A 16,928-nucleotide genomic window follows, 5' to 3' on the forward strand; every position below is an offset into this window, starting at 1 on the left:
GGGGCTACTTGATCCCGGAGAAGCCGATGGAGTTGACGATCCGCTTGGCGAAGACGCCGAACAGCACGATCATCGGGAGCGCCGCCACGAGGGTCGCGGACATCAGCCCGGCCCAGTCGGTGCCGGACTGTGGGGACTGCGACTTGAAGACGCCGAGTGCGACGGTGAGCACCCGCGAGCTGTCCGTGTACGACACCATGAGCGGCCAGAAGTAGTCGTTCCAGCTCGTGATGTACGTCAGTACGGCGAGCGTCGCGATCGGTGCAGCGGCCATCGGGATGACGAGCCGGAAGAACACCCGGACCTTGCCCGCGCCGTCGATCAGCGCGGCCTCCTCGACCTCCTTCGAGATGCCGAGGAAGAACTGCCGCAGGAAGAACACCGCGAACGGGGTCATGAACATCGTCGGCAACGCGATGCCGAGCAGGTTGTCGACGAGCCCGAGCTGCTTGATGAGCGTGAAGTTCGGCAGCAGCGTGAAGATCGCGGGCACCATCAGGCCGGCGAGGAACACCCCGAAGACCTTGTCGCGTCCGGGCCAGCGCAGGCGGGCGAAGGCGTACGCGGCGGCGGCCGAGAAGAACACCTGGCCGACCGTGACGAGCGTCGACACGATCACGGAGTTGAGCAGGTACCGCCAGAAGTTCAGGGCAGCGCCGGAGCCACCCTGGGCGAGGGCCTCCTCGGTGGACTGCAGGCCGAGGACCCGCTCGAACCCGCCCAGGCTGAACCCGACGGGCAGCAGCGACGTGGGGTCGGAGTTGATCGCACCGTTCGACGACAGGGCGGTGCGCAGGATCCAGTAGAACGGGAACAGGGTGACGACGATGACGATGATCATCGCGACCCAGGCGAGGACGCGGCCGACCGACGGACGGCGACGGTGGCCGGCTCCGGGTCGGGGCGGACGCTTCGTGGTGACGGAACGGGTGAGGGTCGTGGTCATGGTGCGGCGCTCCGTTCAGTCCAGGTCCGACTCACCCGAGCGGGTGAGGCGGTACTGGATGATCGTGATGATGCTGAGGACGATGAGGAGCGCGACCGAGACCGCGGACGCGTAGCCGAACTGGAACCGGCCGAACGCCAGGTTGTAGATGTAGTTCTGCACGACGTTCGTGGCGTTCGCGGGGCCGCCCTGCGTGGTGACGGCGACGGTGTCGAACACCTGGAACGACCCGATCACCGTGATGATGAGCACCAGCGACAGGATCGGGCGGAGCAGCGGCACCGTGATGCGCCAGAACATCTTCCACTCGCTCGCACCGTCGATGCGGCCGGCTTCGTAGACCGTCTCGGGCAGCGACTGCAGTCCGGCGAAGATCAGGAGCGCCGTGTAGCCGACGTGCCGCCACACGTTGATGAGCGCGATCGACGGGATGCCCCAGACGTCGCTCTGCAGGAACGGGATGCGGTCCAGGCCGAGGGCCGCGAGCATCTCGTTGCCGATGCCGAGCTGGGTGTCGAGGATCCACAGCCAGACGAGCGCCGCGACGACGTTCGACACCAGGTAGGGCGCCAGGACGATGCCGCGCACGAAGGTCGACTTCGTCAGGCGGTGCATCATCACGGCGATGAACAGTGCGACGACCGTCTGGATGACGATGTTGATGAGCACGTACTCGATCGTGACGACCATCGAGTGCCAGAAGATCGAGTCCTGCACGAGCCGCGCGTAGTTCTGCAGCCCGGTGAACTCCGGCTCGGTGAGCAGGTTGTAGGACGTGAAGCTCAGGTAGATGCCCCGCACGGTCGGCCAGGCGAGGAACACCACGAAGCCGATCGCGGCCGGCGCGATGAACAGCAGCGCGAGCCACAGGTCGTTCCGGGGACGGCGGCGGCGTGGGACGGTGGTACGGGCGAGCGGGAGGTCGGCTGCCCGACTCCTCCGTCTCGTGCTGGCGGTCGTCAAGGGTGACGACACAGGGCTCTCGGTGGCCATCGCGACTCCTTCGTCTGCGGTGGACTGACGTGCAGCAGTCCGTGAGCCGGGAATCTACACGTGGTGACACCGGGTGGCAAGAGGCTCTTTCACGCGCCGAATCCGGGGTTGTCACGTGTAGACAATCGTGTCAGGATGGCGGTCGATCGCATCGGCGCGACCTGCCCGGCGACGCATCCCTCACCCTGGAAAGGTCACTGATGATCTCTGTCGGAATGGTCGGCGCGGGCCAGTTCGCCCCCCAGTTCGCCAAGCTGTTCAAGCTCCACCCGGACGTCGACCGCGTCTTCGTGACCGACCTCGTCGACGACCGCGCGTCGGAGCTCGTCGAGTCGCAGCACCTCGACGGCACGTTCGCCGACTTCGACGCCGTGCTCGCCTCGGACGTCGACGCCGTCGCGATCTTCACGCAGCGCTGGACGCACGGTCCGCTCGTCGTCAAGGCGCTCCGCGCCGGCAAGCACGTCTACTCGGCGGTGCCGATGGCGATCTCGGTCGACGAGATCCGCGACATCATCGAGGCCGTCCGCGAGACCGGGCTCACCTACATGATGGGCGAGACGAGCTACTACAACCCCGCGACGGTGTTCGCCCGCAAGCAGGTCGCCGACGGCGCCTTCGGCCGGGTCTTCTACTCCGAGGGCGACTACGTGCACGACATGGACCTCGGGTTCTACGCCGCGTACCAGTTCAGCGGTGGCGAGGACTGGAAGCGCACCGCCAGCTACCCGCCCATGCTGTACCCGACCCACTCGGTCGGCGGCGTCCTCGGCGCCATCCCGGGCCACGCGGTCAGCGTCAGCTGCATCGGCGTCAAGGACGACCGGGGCGACGGCGTCTTCGACAAGGACGTCAGCCAGTTCGACAACGACTTCTCGAACGCCACCGCCCTGTTCGAGCTCGACAACGGCGGCGTCATGCGCATCAACGAGATGCGCCGCGTCGGCTACCCGTCGCACATCCGCGAGTCCCGCTTCCGCTACTTCGGCACCGAAGCGAGCTTCGAACAGCTCGCGAAGACCAGCGTCTGGCAGGACAAGGAGGACTCGCACGACATCAGCGACAAGATCAACACGCAGGCGACGATGGACCTCGACGACCCGCGTCTCGCCGGCGTCGACCCCTCGCTGCGCGACGCGTTCGTGTCCGGCTACGCCGAGGTGCACGACACCGACCGCCTGCCCGCCGAGTACGCCGGCGTGCCGACCGGGCACGAGGGCTCGCACCAGTTCCTGGCCGACGACTTCGTCCGCGCCGTCGTCGACCGGACCCTGCCGCCGGTGAACGCCTGGACCGCCGCACGCTTCACGCTGCCCGGCATCATCGCCCACCAGTCGGCCCTGCAGGGCGGCGCACGCCTCGAGGTGCCGGACTTCGGGGACGCCCCGGAGACGACCTCGGCGGTGCCCTCGTCTAGTATCGCCAGCGAATAGCAAGTGGTGTTCGGGTGTCGGTCCACACGGGCCGGCACCCGAACGCGACTTCCGAGCCGACGAAGGTGGCACCCGTGAGCGTCCCGACGACCCCGAGGGCGGTCACCCGCGCCGACGTCGCCCGGTACGCCGGCGTGAGCACCTCCGTCGTCAGCTACGTCGTGCACGACGGCCCCCGCCCCGTCGCGGCGGCCACCGCCGCCCGGGTCCGTGACGCGATCCGGGTCCTCGGGTACCGCCCGAACGCCAGCGCCCAGGCCCTGCGCACCGGGTCGTCGAAGATGCTCGGGCTCATCGTGCCCGAGCTCGACAACCCCTTCTGGTCCGAGCTCGCCGTGGAGGTCACCCACGCCGCAGCAGCCCGCGGCTACGACGTCCTGCTCGCCAACAGCGACGGCGACGCCACCCAGGAGCGCGAGCGGCTCCGCAGCCTGTCCGCCCGCCAGGTCGACGGGATCATCGTCACGAGCATCATGACCCACCCGGACCTGTCCACCGTGTCGGACCCGGGCATCCCGATGGTCCTGCTCAACACCTTCTTCGAGGTGCCCGAGTACGCCAGCATCGGCGTCGACGCCCTGCGGGGCGCGTACGACGGCACCCAGCACCTGGTCGAGCACGGCTACGGGTCGATCGGCCTCGTCATGGGGCACGCCGGCTCCATGGAACTCCGTGAACAGGGCTGGATGCGGGCCCTGCGCGACGCCGGGCTGCCGGACGGCCCGATCGTGCGCTGCGACTTCACCCGACGGGGCGGGTACGAGGCCGGCCTGCGCATGTTCGCGGACGGGACGGGACCCCGCGCCGTCTTCGTCAGCTCGGACATGCAGGCCGTCGGTGTGCTGCGGGCGCTGTGGGAACTCGGGCTGCGCGCACCGGAGGACGTCGCGATCGTGTCGTTCGACGGCGGTGCCGAGGCGGACTACACGAACCCGCAGCTCACGACGGTCCGGCAGCCGATCGAGACGATGGCCACCGCCGCCGTCGACCGTGTGCTCGGGCTCGACGCGGACAACCAGTGGCACCGCGACCTGGTGCCCGCCGAGTTGGTCCTGGGCGCGAGTTGCGGGTGCGACGTGCGTCGCTGACGCACCACCAAACCGTCCTGGAGGCGCGGGGCGGGGCCGCCACGGGCCTCCCGTCCGTCAGGTGGCCGGGTCCATGACGGCGGTGAGCCGCTGGAGCGGCACACGCTGCTGGGACTCCTGCGTCACCGCGACCGCTTCGACCGGCTCGCCGGAATCGGTGTCGACGAAGCGCAGGTCCGACGTCAGCTCCGTGGGGCGGTACCGATCCGCCCAGCCGCCGAGCGCCAGGAGCACCAGCGAGAGATCGCGGCCGGCGTCGGTGAGGACGTACTCCTCGCGCGCCCGGGCACCCTCCGGCTTGTAGGTCGTGCGCTCGAGCACTCCCCCGTCGACGAGGGAGGCCAGTCGTGCGGTCAGGACTTCGCGCGGGACGCCGAGGCTCTGTTGGAACTGACTGAAGCGCGTCGAACCGGCGAGGGCGTCACGCACGATCATGAGCGTCCACTTCTCGCCGAGGACGTCGAGGGACCGTGCGATGGGGCAGCGCTCGTCGCCGCCGAGGATGCCGAGCATGCGTTCATCCTAGCTGGGTTCGATTTCCGGACACAACGTGCTAGGTTCGGTTTCCGTACTCAACTTCTCTCGTCTGGAGCCCCTCATGACCGACCTCACCAACTCCATCGTCCTCGTCACCGGAGCGAACGGCGGCCTCGGCGCCGAGTTCGTCCAGCAGGCCCTGGACCGCGGCGCTGCCAAGGTCTACGCGACCGCCCGCACCCCGCGCACCTGGGACGACGATCGCATCGTGCCGCTCGCCCTCGACGTCACCAGCCAGGAGAGCGTCGACGCCGCAGCCCGTGCCGCCGCGGACACCACGATCGTCGTGAACAACGCCGGGATCGCCGGCGCCGACCCGCTCGTCGACACCTCGGTCGCGGAGGTCGAGCGCATCTTCGCGACGAACGTCTTCGGCGCGCTCCGTGTCGCCAAGGCCTTCGCCCCCTCGATCGGCGGCGGCGCACTGATCGACGTGCACTCGGCTCTGAGCTGGGTCGCTCTGGCCGGCGCGTACTCGGCGTCGAAGGCAGCGTTCTGGTCGATCACGAACTCGCTCCGCCTCGAGCTCGCACCCCAGGGCACCCAGGTCGTCGGCGCACACCTCGGTTACACCGACACCGGCATGACGGCGGGGCTCGACGTCGAGAAGTCCGACCCGGCCGACATCGTCCGGCTCATCTGGGACGCCGTCGAGGCCGGCGAGCACGAGGTCCTGGCGGACCAGGTCAGCCGTGACGTCCGTGCCGGACTCAGTGCGCCGCTGGCGGCGCTGTACCCGGCGCTCGCGACCGCCTGACACTCGTGGACGACCCGGCAGCCCCCGCCGCTACCATGACCGCATGGGGACGGCGGGGGCAGTGTCGGAGCGGCGCACGGGGTGGACGTCCGCGGGGTGGGCGGCCCTGTTCTGGGTGACGGCAGCGCTCGGGACGGTCGCGGGCTTCGCCACGTGGTTCTGGCTGTACCTGGCGTCCGACGTCGACAACCGACGTTCAGCCGACGACTTCTCGCACCCGAACGAGGGCGCGCTGTCCCTCGGCCTCCCGGTGGTGGTGGTCGCGCACGTCATCGGCTTCGGGTTGCTGCTGCTGACCGCCCGGAGGGCACGCCGCGGCCGCCGATCGGCGTGGTGGTTCGCAGCGGTCGCGCTGGTCACGAGCTCCCTGGTCGGGATGGCGGCGCTGATGCCGCTCACCGACGGCCAACTCCTGATGCCGTACCCGCTGCCGTTCGTGCCGTGAGCGGGACGGGTCAACCGCCGGCGCCGCGGCCGGTGATCCGGCGGTTCGTGGCCGTGATGGCGGCGCGTTCCCGGTCCGACAAGCCGCCGGCGAGCAGGATCCGGGCCAGTACCTCGCTCTTGCGCTCGATGTAGTCGTCGATGTCCTCGGCCTCGGCAGCCGCCCGGCGCTTCACGGCGGCGTATTCGTCGCGCAGGGCCGGGTCGGCGCGCAGCACGTCGCGGACGGCGAGGTGGTTCCGGAGCGAGAGCGATCCGACCTTGGCGACGTAGGTGTTGCTCGGGGCGAAGCGCTCGGGTGTCCGGAAGGCCTGCCGGTCGGGGACACCGAGGTCGCCCCGTGGCTCGAAGCCGATCGTGGACAGCGCTGCGACCGCCGCCGCGACGTCGCCGGCACCGACCACGATGTCGACGTCGATCACGGGCTTCGCCGCGAGGCCGGGCACCGACGTGCTGCCGACGTGCTCGATGCTGCGGTAGGGCGCACCGGCGGCGTCGAGGGCTGCGGCGTACGCGTCCCGCAACACCGCGAACCGCACGGGCCACGACGGCTGGTACTCGACGACCTCGATCATCGAGTGCGCCGCGTGGCAGGAGGGGGTGCGAGGAGCTGGAACATGACGTGGTCGCGCCAGGCTCCGTTGATCGTGATGTACTCCGGCGCGAACCCGTAGCGCTTGAACCCCGCGGACTCGAGGGCACGCTGAGACCCCACGTTCTCCGGCAGCGTCTCGGCCTGCACCCGGTGGAGTCGGAGGACGTCGAACGCGTGGACGGCAGCGGCGGCGACGGCGCGGGAGGCGTGGCCCTGGCGCAGCCGGTCGGCGCGGATCCAGTACCCCATGGCACACGACTGCAGGGCTCCGCGGGTGATGCCGCTCAGCGTGATGCGCCCGAGGAGTTCACCGTCGGTCGACTCGATCACGAACGGGACCGCGGTGCCGGCACGCTCCGCAGCGAGCGACTGCACGATGACGTCGTGCTGGCCCTGCTCGGTGAAGTACGCCGGGGCCCGGGACGGCTCCCACGGGCGCAGGTGCTCGGCGCTCGCGGTGATGACGGCGGCGAGCGTCGCCGCGTCGTCGACGCGGAGCAGGCGCAACCGGGTGTCCATGGCGGAGGGTGTGGGATTCGAACCCACGAGACATCTCTGCCCACCTGTTTTCAAGACAGGCTCCATCGGCCGCTCGGACAACCCTCCAGTGACGCGACCACGTGGCGAGACGTGACCGCGTCCCGGGAAGTCTAACGGGCCTCCCGTCCGCCGTGCGCGTCAGCGCATGCCGGGGTCAGCGCGGCAGGGAGTCGAGCGCCGCTGCCAGGCCGTCGTCGGACACGCCACCGGTGAGTTCGTTGCCGGCGTCCACGACGTCGTCGGGTGCCTGGCCCATCACGACGCCGCGACCGGAGGTCGACGCCCACCGGAGCATGTCGATGTCGTTGCGGCCGTCGCCCGCCGCGAAGACGCGCGACCGCGGGATGTCGAGCCACTCGCGCACGCGTTCCATCGCGGTGGCCTTCGTCACGCCCTCTGGTGCGATGTCGAGCCACGCGGTCCACCCGACCGTGTACGAGACCTTGTGCAGGCCCATGTCCTCGACGATCTGCAGGAACTCCTCGAGCCCGTGCTCCGGCGAGATCACGACGACGCGGGTGGCCTCGACCGTGAGCAGCTGCTCGAACGGCACCAGCTCGCCGGCGTTGGTCATGGTGTCGGCGGGGAAGTTCTCGGACAACCGGAAGTGGCCAGTCTCGTCCTCGACGCCGAAGGCCGCGTTCTCCAGTGCACCACGGATGGTCTGCAGGACGTCGCTCGGGTCGAAGTGCTCGACGTGGACACGCTCGTAGGACCCGTCCGGACGACGGGTCAGGGTCAGCGCGCCGTTGGCGCAGACGAGGTACTTCGGCTCGATGCCGAGGGTCTCCAGCAGCGGAACCGTCATGCCCTCGCTGCGGCCCGTGGAGAGCATGACCTCGTGCCCGGCGGCCTCGGCATCGCGCACGGCGGCGACCACGGCCTCCGTGATGACGCCGTCCTCGCGCATCGTGGTGCCGTCGATGTCGAGCGCGACCAGCCACCGCTTCGTGCGGGCGGGAGCACCGGCGCCCGCGCCCTGCGCGGCGCCGTCCACGAACCGCCCCTGCGTGCTCATCGGGGCTCGATCACCTCGACGCCACCGAGGTAGGGGCGCAGCACCTCGGGCACGACGACGGATCCGTCGGCCTGCTGGTGGGTCTCGAGGATCGCGACGATCCAGCGGGTGGTCGCGAGGGTGCCGTTCAGGGTGGCGACCGGGGCGGTCTTGCCGCTCTCGGTGCGGTACCGGATGTCGAGGCGACGGGCCTGGAACGTCGTGCAGTTCGACGTCGAGGTGAGCTCGCGGAACGTGCCCTGCGTCGGGACCCAGGCCTCGATGTCGTACTTCTTCGCCGCGCTCGTGCCGAGGTCACCCGCGGCGACGTCGATCACGCGGTAGTGCAGCCCGAGGTCCTGCAGCATCTGCTCCTGGTACGACACCAGCTTCTCGTGCTCGGCCTCGGCCTGGTCCGGGTGGACGTAGGCGAACATCTCGAGCTTGTTGAACTGGTGCACGCGCAGGATGCCGCGGTTGTCCTTGCCCGCCGAGCCGGCCTCGCGCCGGTAGCAGGTCGACCAGCCGGCGTAGCGGTGCGCGGTCTTCTCGATGTCGAGGATCTCGTCGGCGTGGAAGCCGGCGAGGGCGACCTCGCTCGTGCCGGTCAGGTACAGGTCGTCGGCCTCGAGCCGGTAGACCTCGGCCGCGTGCTCGCCGAGGAAGCCGGTGCCCGCCATGGTCTCGGGGCGGACGAGCGTCGGGGTGATGAGCGGCTCGAAGCCGGCAGCGATGGCGCGGTCGAGGCCGAGCGACATGAGCGCGATCTCGAGCCGGGCGCCGAGGCCGCGCAGGAAGTAGAAGCGCGAGCCGGAGACCTTCACGCCGCGCGGGATGTCGATGATGCCGAGGTGCTCGCCGAGGTCGGCGTGGTCCTTCGGCTCGAAGTCGAACTCGGGCTTCGTGCCGACGGTGCGGAGGGTGACGAAGTCCTCTTCGCCACCGGCCGGGACGCCGGGCAGCACGACGTTCGGGATGGCGCGCACGACGGAGTTGAAGGTCTCCTCGGCCGCGGTGACGGTCGCCTGGGCTTCCTTCACCCGGGCCGAGAGCGCCTGGGCCTGCTGCACGAGCGCGGCCTTCTCGTCCTTCGGGGCCTTGGCGACGGTCTTGCCGAAGGCGTTCTGCTCGGCGCGGAGCGACTCGAACGCGGTGATCGCGCTGCGTCGGGCGGCGTCGGCAGCGACGGCCTCGTCGACCACGGCGACGGATGCGCGGCGGGACTCCTGCGAGGCCTTGATGACGTCCGGGTTGTCACGAAGCAGCTGGGGATCGATCACCGCTCCATCCTAGAGGCGGCGCCATGGGGAGGAACCCGCCGCTCGCAGCGTCCGATCGGTACCGTTGATCCCATGTCGACCCCTTCGGAGACCGCGCCCGCGGACCAGGACGCCCTCCCCACCGAGCACCGGACGGCTGCCGTGGTCTACAACCCGGTCAAGGTCCACCTGCCGACCCTCAAGGCCACCGTGGAACAGCACCAGCAGGAAGCCGGCTGGGCCGAGACGCTCTGGTTCGAGACCACCGAGGAAGACCCGGGCGGGGGCATGGCCCGCGCAGCGCTCGACGCGGGAGCCGACGTCGTCGCCGCCGCGGGCGGCGACGGCACCGTGCGCGCGGTCGCCGAGGTCGTGCACGGCTCCGGTGCCTCGCTCGCGCTGCTGCCGAGCGGGACGGGCAACCTGCTCGCCCGCAACATGAAGCTCCCCCTCGACGACCTGGCGAGCAGCGCGCACACCATCTTCTCCGGCCACGAGCGGGCGATCGACTTCGGCCTCATCGGCATCGAGCGGCCGGACGGCGCCCGCGAGCAGTTCGGCTTCGTCGTGATGGCGGGCCTCGGACTCGACGCCCGGATGATCGCGAACACCCGGCCCGAGCTGAAGAAGCGCGTCGGGTGGCTCGCGTACCTCGACTCGCTGCTCCGCTCCGTGCGGGACACCGACGGCTTCGAGTTCAAGTACCGGCTCGACGAGTCGGCCCGCAACGGTTCGGTGCGCGCGCACTCGGTCATCGTCGGCAACTGCGGCATGCTGCAGGCGAACGCGATGCTCCTGCCCGACGCCGAGATCGACGACGGCGTGTTCGACATCGTCGTGATGCGCCCCCGCGGCTTCTTCGGCTGGGTGCGGATCGGTGCACGCGTGTTCTGGGAGAACGGGATCCTGCGCTGGTTCCGGCGTTCGGCGCTGTCCGAGACGCTGATCGGTCGACGCATCACGACGGCGGCGAAGCAGGAACGTCCACTGCGGTACATGCGCGGCGAGGAGTTCACGCTGCGGCTCGAGAAGCCCGACGAGTTCGAGATCGACGGCGACCCGGTGGGCGAGATCACGGCGTTCCGTGCGCGGATCGACCCCGGTTCGCTGACCGTCAAGGTGCCGACGGTGGAGCCGCGGCCGAGCTGGGTGCGCGGCCGCAAGCGCTGAGGGGCGGCGGGCTCCGCACGGTGCCGCGTTGCGCACTCCGTGCGAGGTCGGTCCGGGCTGAGGCAGCCGCGCACCGTGCAGCGTTGCGCACCCCGTGCGCGGTTGCGTGCTCGGTGCGAGGTTGTAGCGGCGCACGGAGCGGGCAACCTCGCACCGGCCGACAAGAGCCGCACCGAGCGACCGCACCGAGCAGCACCGCAGACAGCACCGCCGCGCGTCAGCCCGCGTCGGGCTCGCCGGACACGATGGCGCGCAGCCAGTCCCGCGCCTCGACGAACGCGGCGTCCGAGTAGCGCGCCGGCACCTCGGGCTGCGCGCCGTCGGCTCGCGGGTACGAGCCGAGGAACGTCACGCGCGGGCTGAACCGTCGTAGGCCGAGCAGGGCGTCGGCCACGCGCTCGTCCTGCACGTGCCCGTCCAGGTCGATGACGAACCGGTAGCGGCCGAGCTCGTCGCCGATCGGCCGCGATGACAGCAGCCCCATGTTGATCCCGCGGGTCGCGAATTGCTCGAGCATGTCGACCAGGGCGCCGGGGTGGTCGGCCGGCAGCTCGACGATGACGCTCGTCTTGTCGGCACCGGTCGGCTCGGGCAGCGCCAAGGTCTTGGACACGAGCACGAAGCGGGTCACGGCCGAGGCGTTGTCACCGATCGACGACGCGAGCACGACGACGTCGTGGTGGTCGGTGATGCCGGGCGGTGCGACGGCGGCGTCGGCGGTGGGGTTCGCCTCGAGCAGGGCGAGCGCGGCGGCGACGTTCGACGACGCCGGGATGTGACCGTGGCCGGGCAGGTTCGCCTCGAGCCAGTTGTGGGTCTGCGCGTACGCGACCGGGTGCGCGTTCACCGTGCGGACGTCGGCGAGCACGGTGCCGGGGCGCGCGACGAGCACGAAGTCGACCGGCACGAGGTACTCCCCCACGATCCGTACGCCGGGGATCCGGGCGAGGGCGTCCTGCGTCGCGCTGACGCCGCCGTCGACGCTGTTCTCGATCGCGATGACCGCGCCGACCGAGCGGCCGGACATGACGTCGTCGAGCGCTTCACCGACGTTGTTGACGCTCCGCCAGGGCTTGCCGGCTGCGGCTTCGACGAGCTTGAGGGCCGCCTCGGTGAAGGTGCCGGCGGGTCCGAGGTAGGAGTACGTGTCGGACGGCGCGGCGGGGTCGGTCATGGGCCGAGCCTATTGCAACGACCGAGCCCGCAGACGCGGGCGCAGACGCGGGCGCAGACGCGGGCGCACAGCGCCGTTCAGTCAGTGCTGGCGCCGGTCAGCCGGGCCTCGCAGATCGCGGTGTCGTCGTCGTCCCGCGGGTACGTCAGGGCAGCGAACCGCCCTTCGGGGTCGAGCCGTGTGAGCAGTGCGGCCGCGATGCCGTCGAGCTGGACGACCTGCTCGACGCTCAGGGCGTCGATCACGACGTGGCGTGCGGTGCGGACGTGGTCCGGAGCGGCCTCGACGATCGTGGCGTACCCGGCGTCGGTGAGCCGGACGTCGGTCGCACGGCGGTCCGAGGTCGAGGGGCAGCGCGTCACGAGTCCGCGCTTCTCGAGCCGGGACACCACGTGCGACAGCCGGGGCAGCGAGGCGTTCGTCGCCGAGGCCAGCGCCGACATGCGCAGCGTGCGGCCGTCGGTCTCGGAGAGCATCGCGATGACCATGTAGTCGAAGTGCGTCAGGTCCGCGTCCCGCTGCAGCTGCTGGTCGAGCGCCGCCGGCAGGAGTTCCATGACGGCCACGAGCTTCATCCACGCGCGCAGCTGCTCGCGGGTGAGCCACGGGGTCTCGTCGGTCATGTCTGCATCCTACCGAATGGTTGTCGCTTTAACCAGTGCCGTCCGCCGCGCACGGACCACCCCGACGACGAGCACCGCCACCACCGCGAGCAGCAGCACCCCCTCGACGATCAGCAACCGCGTGCCGTAGTCGAACGGCAGGATCGTGGGGTTCTTCTGCCCGTGCCGCTTCGCCGCGATCTCGGGCAGCACCACGAGGGCGAGCACACTGCCGAGCACGATCACCGTCTGCACCACGACGAGCACCCACGCCCGGAGCGACCGCCCCGCCCGACGCAGGAGCAGTCCGGCGCCGACGACGAACGGCGACAGGATCGCGTCGTGCAGGATCACCGCGCCGAGCAGCCAGGTCGCCAGCCCGCCGATCCGGTTCGGCTTGACCGACGTCACCAGGACGTAGGCGCCGAACGCGATCACCAGCACGCCGAGCACGACGAGCACGATCCGCGCGGCCTTCACCGCAGCACCTCGATCTTCTCGATCCACTTGGTCTGCAGCACGCCCGGTCGCCCCGGAGCGATGATCCGCGCCGGGAACCCGTGGTCCAGGTCGAGCGTCGAACCGTTCAGCTCGAGCGCGACCAGGGTGGTCGGGTCCTCGGCGTACTCCGGCCCCATGTCCATGATCCGGTAGCCGCCGTGTCGTTCCAGGCTCGTGACGCGCACGTGCGATCCGGGTTCGGCCTGCACGGCGCCGAGCAGGTCGCGCATCCGCACGCCCTTCCAGCTGCCCATCTGGCTCCACCCCTCGACGCACGAGATCGGCAGGTCGACCTCGGTGGTGCCGAGGGCGACGAGTTCCGCGCGCACGAAGGTCCGGGTCACGTCGGGTCCGACGACGGTCAGCGTCCAGTCCGCGGCGGTCGCGCTGGCGAGCACCCCCGCCGCGCGGGCGGTGCGGTTGACCGGCAGGCCGTTCGCGCCGAGACCGCGCTGGCGCGCGCCGAACACGTTGAACGGTTCAGCGAGCTTCGAGGACTGCCCCGCCGTCAGGGCGACGACGCCGACGACCGCGGCCGTCACGCCACCGAAGAACCCGCGTCGTGCGATCCGCTGGCGTCGGCCCTGTGCGCGCTCCTCGACCGACCGGGAGGCCCGGGTCGGCTCCGGCGCATCGGCCGCCGGTTCGTCCGGGGCTGCGTCGACCGCCTCGACCGCCTTGACCGCGTCGACGCCGTCGATCCAGCGGAACACGCGGCCGAGCAGGCCGGGGGCCGTGGACTGGGCCGTTTCGGCACCCGCAGCCGGCGGGGCGGACGCGGGGCGGGCCTCCCGTACCGGGGGAAGCAACTCGCTGCCGGACGCGGGGTCCACGATGAACCGGCCCTGCTCGTCGTAGGAGTCGCGCTTCCGCCAGTAGCGGGCGATCACCGGCAGCTTCGACGCGATGTGGATGATGAGCGACCCGATGATCACGTACGCCATCGCGTTGTGGACCTGGCGGAACGGGAACGGCCACGGGTACCACTGGTACGTGTTGAGCAGGCCGGTCGTGACCTGGATGATCGACGCCGACACGAGCACGGCGATCGACAGCCGCTCGAACAGGTGCAGCACGCCGCGCACCGGCGGGACCTGCACCAGCGCGGGCATGACGGTGTTGAGCTTCGCCAGCAGCAGCGGGATGATCGCGATGCCGGTGGTGATGTGCAGGCCCTGCGTGAACTGGTAGAGCTGCGTCGGCCGGGTCGGGAACCGCATCCAGCCGAGGGGCTCCTGCAGCAGGTGACTGTAGATGCCGGTGCCGAAGCAGACCACGAAGGCGATGCCGAGCAGTCGTCCGAGCACCACCGCGGAGCGCGCGTTCCGGTTCGGCGAGGCCAGCGCGGCCCGCGCCTCGAACAGCAGGTGCCGCACGCCCGCTAGCCTCGACGGACCATGAGCGACCGACTGCGTGCCGTCCGACCGTCCTCCGCCGTCGGACCCGGTGCCCGCCTCGCCGTCGTGGGCGCGGTCGTCGGAGTACTGGCCCTCGCGGGCGTCATCGCCTTCGGCGTCACGCATCTGGGGTTCCTCCGATCCGACACTCGTTCGTCATTCGTTGCGTGGACGCTGATCGCTTGGACGGTGTTCGTGATCGCCGTGCTCGCGCTGCGGTTCGTGCACGCCCGGTGGATGACCGCCGTGGTCATGGTCGGGGCGGTGGTGGTCGGCCTCGCGGCGCTGGCCGGCCCCCCGAGCACCAGCACCGACTCGGCGCGGTACGCGTGGGACGGCATCGTCCAGCATGCCGGAGTCTCACCCTACGCGCACACCCCCCAGTCCACGGCACTGTCCGGTCTGCGGCCCGACTGGCTGTTCCCGGACAAGGTGAACGGCACGTGCGACGACCTCAAGCCCCGGTTCCGCGGCCTCGGCGACGGCGCGGACGGCCACTGCACCGCGATCAACCGGCCGGACGTGACGACGATCTACCCGCCGATGGCGCAGCTCTGGTTCGCCGCGGTCCGTGCGTTCGTGCCGGCGACCGCGCAGTACATGCCGTTCCAGGTGGCGGGCCTGCTCCTCTCGCTCGTGGTGACCATCGCCCTCGTCGTGGTGCTGCGGAAGACCGGTCGTCCGACCTGGTGGGCGGCGCTCTGGGCCTGGTCGCCGCTCGTGGCGTCGGAGGCCGTGACGAACTCGCACGTCGATGCCCTCGGCGCGGCGCTCGCGACCGCGGGTGCCGTCCTCGTCGCGTTCGGTCGACCGATCTGGGGCGGGATCGCGCTCGGAGCGGCCACGGCCACCAAACTCATCCCCGCGATCGTGTACCCGCCGTTGCTCGGCCGGTGGCGTTCCTGTTGGGCGATCCCGGTCGGCATCGCCGTGTTCGGCCTGCTCTACGTGCCCTACGTGCTGACGACGGGGCTCGACGTGCTCGGGTACCTGCCCGGCTACCTGAGCGAGGAGGGCTACGAGGACGGCTCGCGCTTCGCCCTGGTGTCGCTGGTCTTCCGGGGCGACGCCGCGACCGTCGTGGTCGGGCTCGCCGTGCTGCTCGCCGCCTTCGTGGCCTGGCGGCTGTCCGACCCGTCGCGGCCGTGGTCCGGCGAGGTCCTGATGATCGGCGTCACGTTCCTCGCCGTGACCCCGCGCTACCCCTGGTACGCGCTGCTGCTCATCCCGTTCGTGGTGCTGTCGGGCCGGTGGGAGTGGCTGTCGATCGGGCTCGCCATCGCGCTGCGCGGGGTGTGGCCGTCGACGGACGCTTACCGGTGGTGGCTGCTCGCCGCCGTGGCCGTCATCGTGGTGGTGACGCTCCTGCGCACGAGCCGGTCGGACTGGCGGCGCTGGTGGGAACGGCTGTCGTTCCGGAGCGTCGAACACGTACGCTGAGCCGCATGGCACCCGCGACCCTGCTCGGCACGACCGTGGACCCGGCGTCCGCCGGGCTCGTCGACCGCTTCGGGCGTCGTGCGATCGACCTGCGGGTGTCCCTGACCGAACGGTGCAACCTGCGCTGCACCTACTGCATGCCGGCCGCCGGGCTGCCGTTCGCCCCCGACGACGCCCTGATGACCGCCGCCGAGATCGAGCGGCTGGTCCGGATCGGGTCGTCGCGCTTCGGCGTGCGCAAGGTGCGGTTCACCGGCGGCGAGCCGATGCTCCGGCACGACCTGGTCGACGTGATCGCCCGGTGCGCCGCGCTGCCCGACGCCCCGGAGCTGTCGCTCACCACGAACGCCATCGGCCTCGCCCACCGCGCCCAGGCCCTGTACGACGCCGGGCTGCGGCGCGTGAACGTGTCGCTCGACACCGTCGACCCGGACGTGTTCACCACCGTGACCCGCCGCCCGTTCCTCGACAAGGTCATCGCCGGGCTGTCCGCCGCCCACGACGCCGGCCTCGACATCAAGGTCAACGCGGTGCTGCTGCGCGGGATCAACGACGAGGCCGCGCCGGAGCTGCTGCGGTGGTGCCTCGACCGCGGCTACGAGCTGCGGTTCATCGAGCAGATGCCGCTCGACCCCGACCACGCCTGGGACCGCACCGAGATGGTGACCGCTGCCGAGACCCGGGCGCTGCTGGCGTCGTCGTTCGTGCTGACGCCGGACGAGGCACCGCGTGACGGCGCCCCGGCCGAGCGGTACCGGGTGCAGGACGCGCGCTCCGGTGCGTCACTCGGCACCGTGGGCATCATCGCGAGCATCACCGAGTCCTTCTGCGCCGACTGCACCCGCACCCGGTTGACCGCCGACGGCAACGTCCGGAGCTGCCTGTTCTCCGACGCCGAGACCGACGTGCTCGGGCCGATGCGCGCGGGGGTCTCCGACGACGACCTGGCCGAGCTGTGGCGCCGGGCGATGTGGGCGAAGCCGCGCGACCACGGCGACGACAGCGACGAGCTCGTGCACCCGACGCGCGGCATGAGCGCGATCGGCGGCTGAGAC

18 protein-coding genes and 1 tRNA gene are annotated in these 16,928 nt (G+C 70.8%); 7 read left to right on the top strand and 12 right to left on the bottom strand.

The features are described from left to right. Nucleotides 1–4: 4 nt before the first annotated feature. Nucleotides 5–946 carry a carbohydrate ABC transporter permease gene (locus GVL05_RS11095; protein WP_123291849.1) on the bottom strand — a complete coding sequence of 314 codons (942 nt, stop codon included), beginning with the start codon at nt 944–946 and terminating at the stop codon, nt 5–7. Between the two features lie 15 nt (nt 947–961). Continuing rightward, on the bottom strand, nt 962–1,939 hold the full coding sequence (locus tag GVL05_RS11100; protein ID WP_228506149.1) for a carbohydrate ABC transporter permease: 978 nt from the start codon (nt 1,937–1,939) through the stop codon (nt 962–964). A 197-nt stretch (nt 1,940–2,136) separates the two neighbouring features. Between GVL05_RS11100 and GVL05_RS11105 the strand changes: the two genes are divergently transcribed. Further along, on the top strand, nt 2,137–3,372 hold the full coding sequence (locus tag GVL05_RS11105) for a Gfo/Idh/MocA family protein (protein WP_123339021.1): 1,236 nt from the start codon (nt 2,137–2,139) through the stop codon (nt 3,370–3,372). A 74-nt stretch (nt 3,373–3,446) separates the two neighbouring features. Further along, nucleotides 3,447–4,460, top strand: a complete 1,014-nt coding sequence (locus tag GVL05_RS11110; RefSeq protein ID WP_235035939.1) for a LacI family DNA-binding transcriptional regulator — start codon at nt 3,447–3,449, stop codon at nt 4,458–4,460. A 57-nt stretch (nt 4,461–4,517) separates the two neighbouring features. Here the strand turns inward: GVL05_RS11110 and GVL05_RS11115 are convergent, their stop codons facing one another. Continuing rightward, on the bottom strand, nt 4,518–4,973 hold the full coding sequence (locus GVL05_RS11115; protein ID WP_131880498.1) for a helix-turn-helix domain-containing protein: 456 nt from the start codon (nt 4,971–4,973) through the stop codon (nt 4,518–4,520). 85 nt (nt 4,974–5,058) lie between these two features. Here GVL05_RS11115 and GVL05_RS11120 point away from each other — a divergent pair, with 85 nt between their 5' ends. Together GVL05_RS11120 and GVL05_RS11125 are read left to right on the top strand one after the other, a co-directional pair. Next, a complete protein-coding gene (locus GVL05_RS11120; RefSeq protein ID WP_159573180.1) occupies nt 5,059–5,754 on the top strand; it encodes an SDR family oxidoreductase in 696 nt (231 codons plus the stop codon). A 43-nt stretch (nt 5,755–5,797) separates the two neighbouring features. Further along, the gene (locus GVL05_RS11125; protein WP_123314187.1) at nt 5,798–6,199 is read left to right on the top strand and encodes a hypothetical protein; all 402 of its coding nucleotides are present in this window, start codon (nt 5,798–5,800) and stop codon (nt 6,197–6,199) included. A gap of 10 nt (nt 6,200–6,209) precedes the next feature. Here GVL05_RS11125 and GVL05_RS11130 read toward each other — a convergent pair whose 3' ends face one another. The 5 genes from GVL05_RS11130 to serS all read right to left on the bottom strand — a co-directional run bounded on the left by GVL05_RS11130 (nt 6,210) and on the right by serS (nt 9,610). Further along, a complete protein-coding gene (locus GVL05_RS11130; RefSeq protein WP_159573181.1) occupies nt 6,210–6,773 on the bottom strand; it encodes a GrpB family protein in 564 nt (187 codons plus the stop codon). Continuing rightward, entirely contained in the window at nt 6,770–7,312 is a 543-nt protein-coding gene (locus tag GVL05_RS11135; RefSeq protein WP_133937663.1) for a GNAT family N-acetyltransferase, read from the bottom strand. Before GVL05_RS11135 ends, GVL05_RS11130 begins: the two co-directional genes overlap by 4 nt. After that, nucleotides 7,312–7,399, bottom strand: a tRNA-Ser gene (locus GVL05_RS11140). Before GVL05_RS11140 ends, GVL05_RS11135 begins: the two co-directional genes overlap by 1 nt. 88 nt (nt 7,400–7,487) lie before the next feature. Continuing rightward, nucleotides 7,488–8,351, bottom strand: a complete 864-nt coding sequence (locus GVL05_RS11145; protein WP_159573182.1) for an HAD-IIB family hydrolase — start codon at nt 8,349–8,351, stop codon at nt 7,488–7,490. After that, complete coding sequence (gene serS, locus GVL05_RS11150; protein WP_131880489.1) at nt 8,348–9,610, bottom strand: serine--tRNA ligase; 1,263 nt, start codon at nt 9,608–9,610, stop codon at nt 8,348–8,350. The genes GVL05_RS11145 and serS overlap by 4 nt, the downstream gene beginning before the upstream one ends. 72 nt (nt 9,611–9,682) lie before the next feature. On the opposite strand from serS, the gene GVL05_RS11155 reads away from it, so the two are divergent. Further along, nucleotides 9,683–10,759: a diacylglycerol kinase family protein gene (locus tag GVL05_RS11155; RefSeq protein WP_159573183.1), complete on the top strand. Its 1,077-nt coding sequence runs from the start codon at nt 9,683–9,685 to the stop codon at nt 10,757–10,759. 217 nt (nt 10,760–10,976) lie between these two features. Here GVL05_RS11155 and pheA read toward each other — a convergent pair whose 3' ends face one another. From pheA to GVL05_RS11175, 4 genes are all read right to left on the bottom strand, one after another. Continuing rightward, entirely contained in the window at nt 10,977–11,933 is a 957-nt protein-coding gene (gene pheA, locus GVL05_RS11160) for a prephenate dehydratase (RefSeq protein WP_123338582.1), read from the bottom strand. 77 nt (nt 11,934–12,010) lie between these two features. Then, nucleotides 12,011–12,556 (bottom strand): MarR family winged helix-turn-helix transcriptional regulator, encoded by a 546-nt coding sequence (locus tag GVL05_RS11165; protein WP_133937665.1) that lies wholly within the window; start codon nt 12,554–12,556, stop codon nt 12,011–12,013. 9 nt (nt 12,557–12,565) lie between these two features. Further along, nucleotides 12,566–13,015 carry a hypothetical protein gene (locus tag GVL05_RS11170; protein ID WP_159573184.1) on the bottom strand — a complete coding sequence of 150 codons (450 nt, stop codon included), beginning with the start codon at nt 13,013–13,015 and terminating at the stop codon, nt 12,566–12,568. After that, entirely contained in the window at nt 13,012–14,412 is a 1,401-nt protein-coding gene (locus GVL05_RS11175; RefSeq protein WP_200849203.1) for a molybdopterin-dependent oxidoreductase, read from the bottom strand. The genes GVL05_RS11170 and GVL05_RS11175 overlap by 4 nt, the downstream gene beginning before the upstream one ends. A 21-nt stretch (nt 14,413–14,433) precedes the next feature. On the opposite strand from GVL05_RS11175, the gene GVL05_RS11180 reads away from it, so the two are divergent. Next, the gene (locus GVL05_RS11180) at nt 14,434–15,873 is read left to right on the top strand and encodes a glycosyltransferase family 87 protein (RefSeq protein WP_159573185.1); all 1,440 of its coding nucleotides are present in this window, start codon (nt 14,434–14,436) and stop codon (nt 15,871–15,873) included. Between the two features lie 5 nt (nt 15,874–15,878). Further along, nucleotides 15,879–16,925, top strand: a complete 1,047-nt coding sequence (gene moaA / locus GVL05_RS11185; protein WP_123338578.1) for a GTP 3',8-cyclase MoaA — start codon at nt 15,879–15,881, stop codon at nt 16,923–16,925. The last annotated feature ends 3 nt before the right edge of the window (nt 16,926–16,928 follow it).

Origin of the sequence: Curtobacterium sp. 18060 (assembly GCF_902706105.1) — a bacterium.
In the GTDB taxonomy this organism is placed as follows: Bacteria; Actinomycetota; Actinomycetes; order Actinomycetales; family Microbacteriaceae; genus Curtobacterium.

Excerpts from the sequence above, each read along its gene's own strand:
- GVL05_RS11095 (WP_123291849.1), bottom strand. The coding sequence starts at position 946 with ATGACCACGACCCTCACCCGTTCCGTCACCACGAAGCGTCCGCCCCGA.
- GVL05_RS11100 (WP_228506149.1), bottom strand. The coding sequence starts at position 1,939 with ATGGCCACCGAGAGCCCTGTGTCGTCACCCTTGACGACCGCCAGCACG.
- GVL05_RS11115 (WP_131880498.1), bottom strand. The coding sequence starts at position 4,973 with ATGCTCGGCATCCTCGGCGGCGACGAGCGCTGCCCCATCGCACGGTCC.
- GVL05_RS11120 (WP_159573180.1), top strand. The coding sequence starts at position 5,059 with ATGACCGACCTCACCAACTCCATCGTCCTCGTCACCGGAGCGAACGGC.
- GVL05_RS11125 (WP_123314187.1), top strand. The coding sequence starts at position 5,798 with ATGGGGACGGCGGGGGCAGTGTCGGAGCGGCGCACGGGGTGGACGTCC.
- GVL05_RS11130 (WP_159573181.1), bottom strand. The coding sequence starts at position 6,773 with ATGATCGAGGTCGTCGAGTACCAGCCGTCGTGGCCCGTGCGGTTCGCG.
- GVL05_RS11135 (WP_133937663.1), bottom strand. The coding sequence starts at position 7,312 with ATGGACACCCGGTTGCGCCTGCTCCGCGTCGACGACGCGGCGACGCTC.
- GVL05_RS11145 (WP_159573182.1), bottom strand. The coding sequence starts at position 8,351 with ATGAGCACGCAGGGGCGGTTCGTGGACGGCGCCGCGCAGGGCGCGGGC.
- GVL05_RS11155 (WP_159573183.1), top strand. The coding sequence starts at position 9,683 with ATGTCGACCCCTTCGGAGACCGCGCCCGCGGACCAGGACGCCCTCCCC.
- pheA (WP_123338582.1), bottom strand. The coding sequence starts at position 11,933 with ATGACCGACCCCGCCGCGCCGTCCGACACGTACTCCTACCTCGGACCC.
- GVL05_RS11165 (WP_133937665.1), bottom strand. The coding sequence starts at position 12,556 with ATGACCGACGAGACCCCGTGGCTCACCCGCGAGCAGCTGCGCGCGTGG.
- GVL05_RS11180 (WP_159573185.1), top strand. The coding sequence starts at position 14,434 with ATGAGCGACCGACTGCGTGCCGTCCGACCGTCCTCCGCCGTCGGACCC.
- moaA (WP_123338578.1), top strand. The coding sequence starts at position 15,879 with ATGGCACCCGCGACCCTGCTCGGCACGACCGTGGACCCGGCGTCCGCC.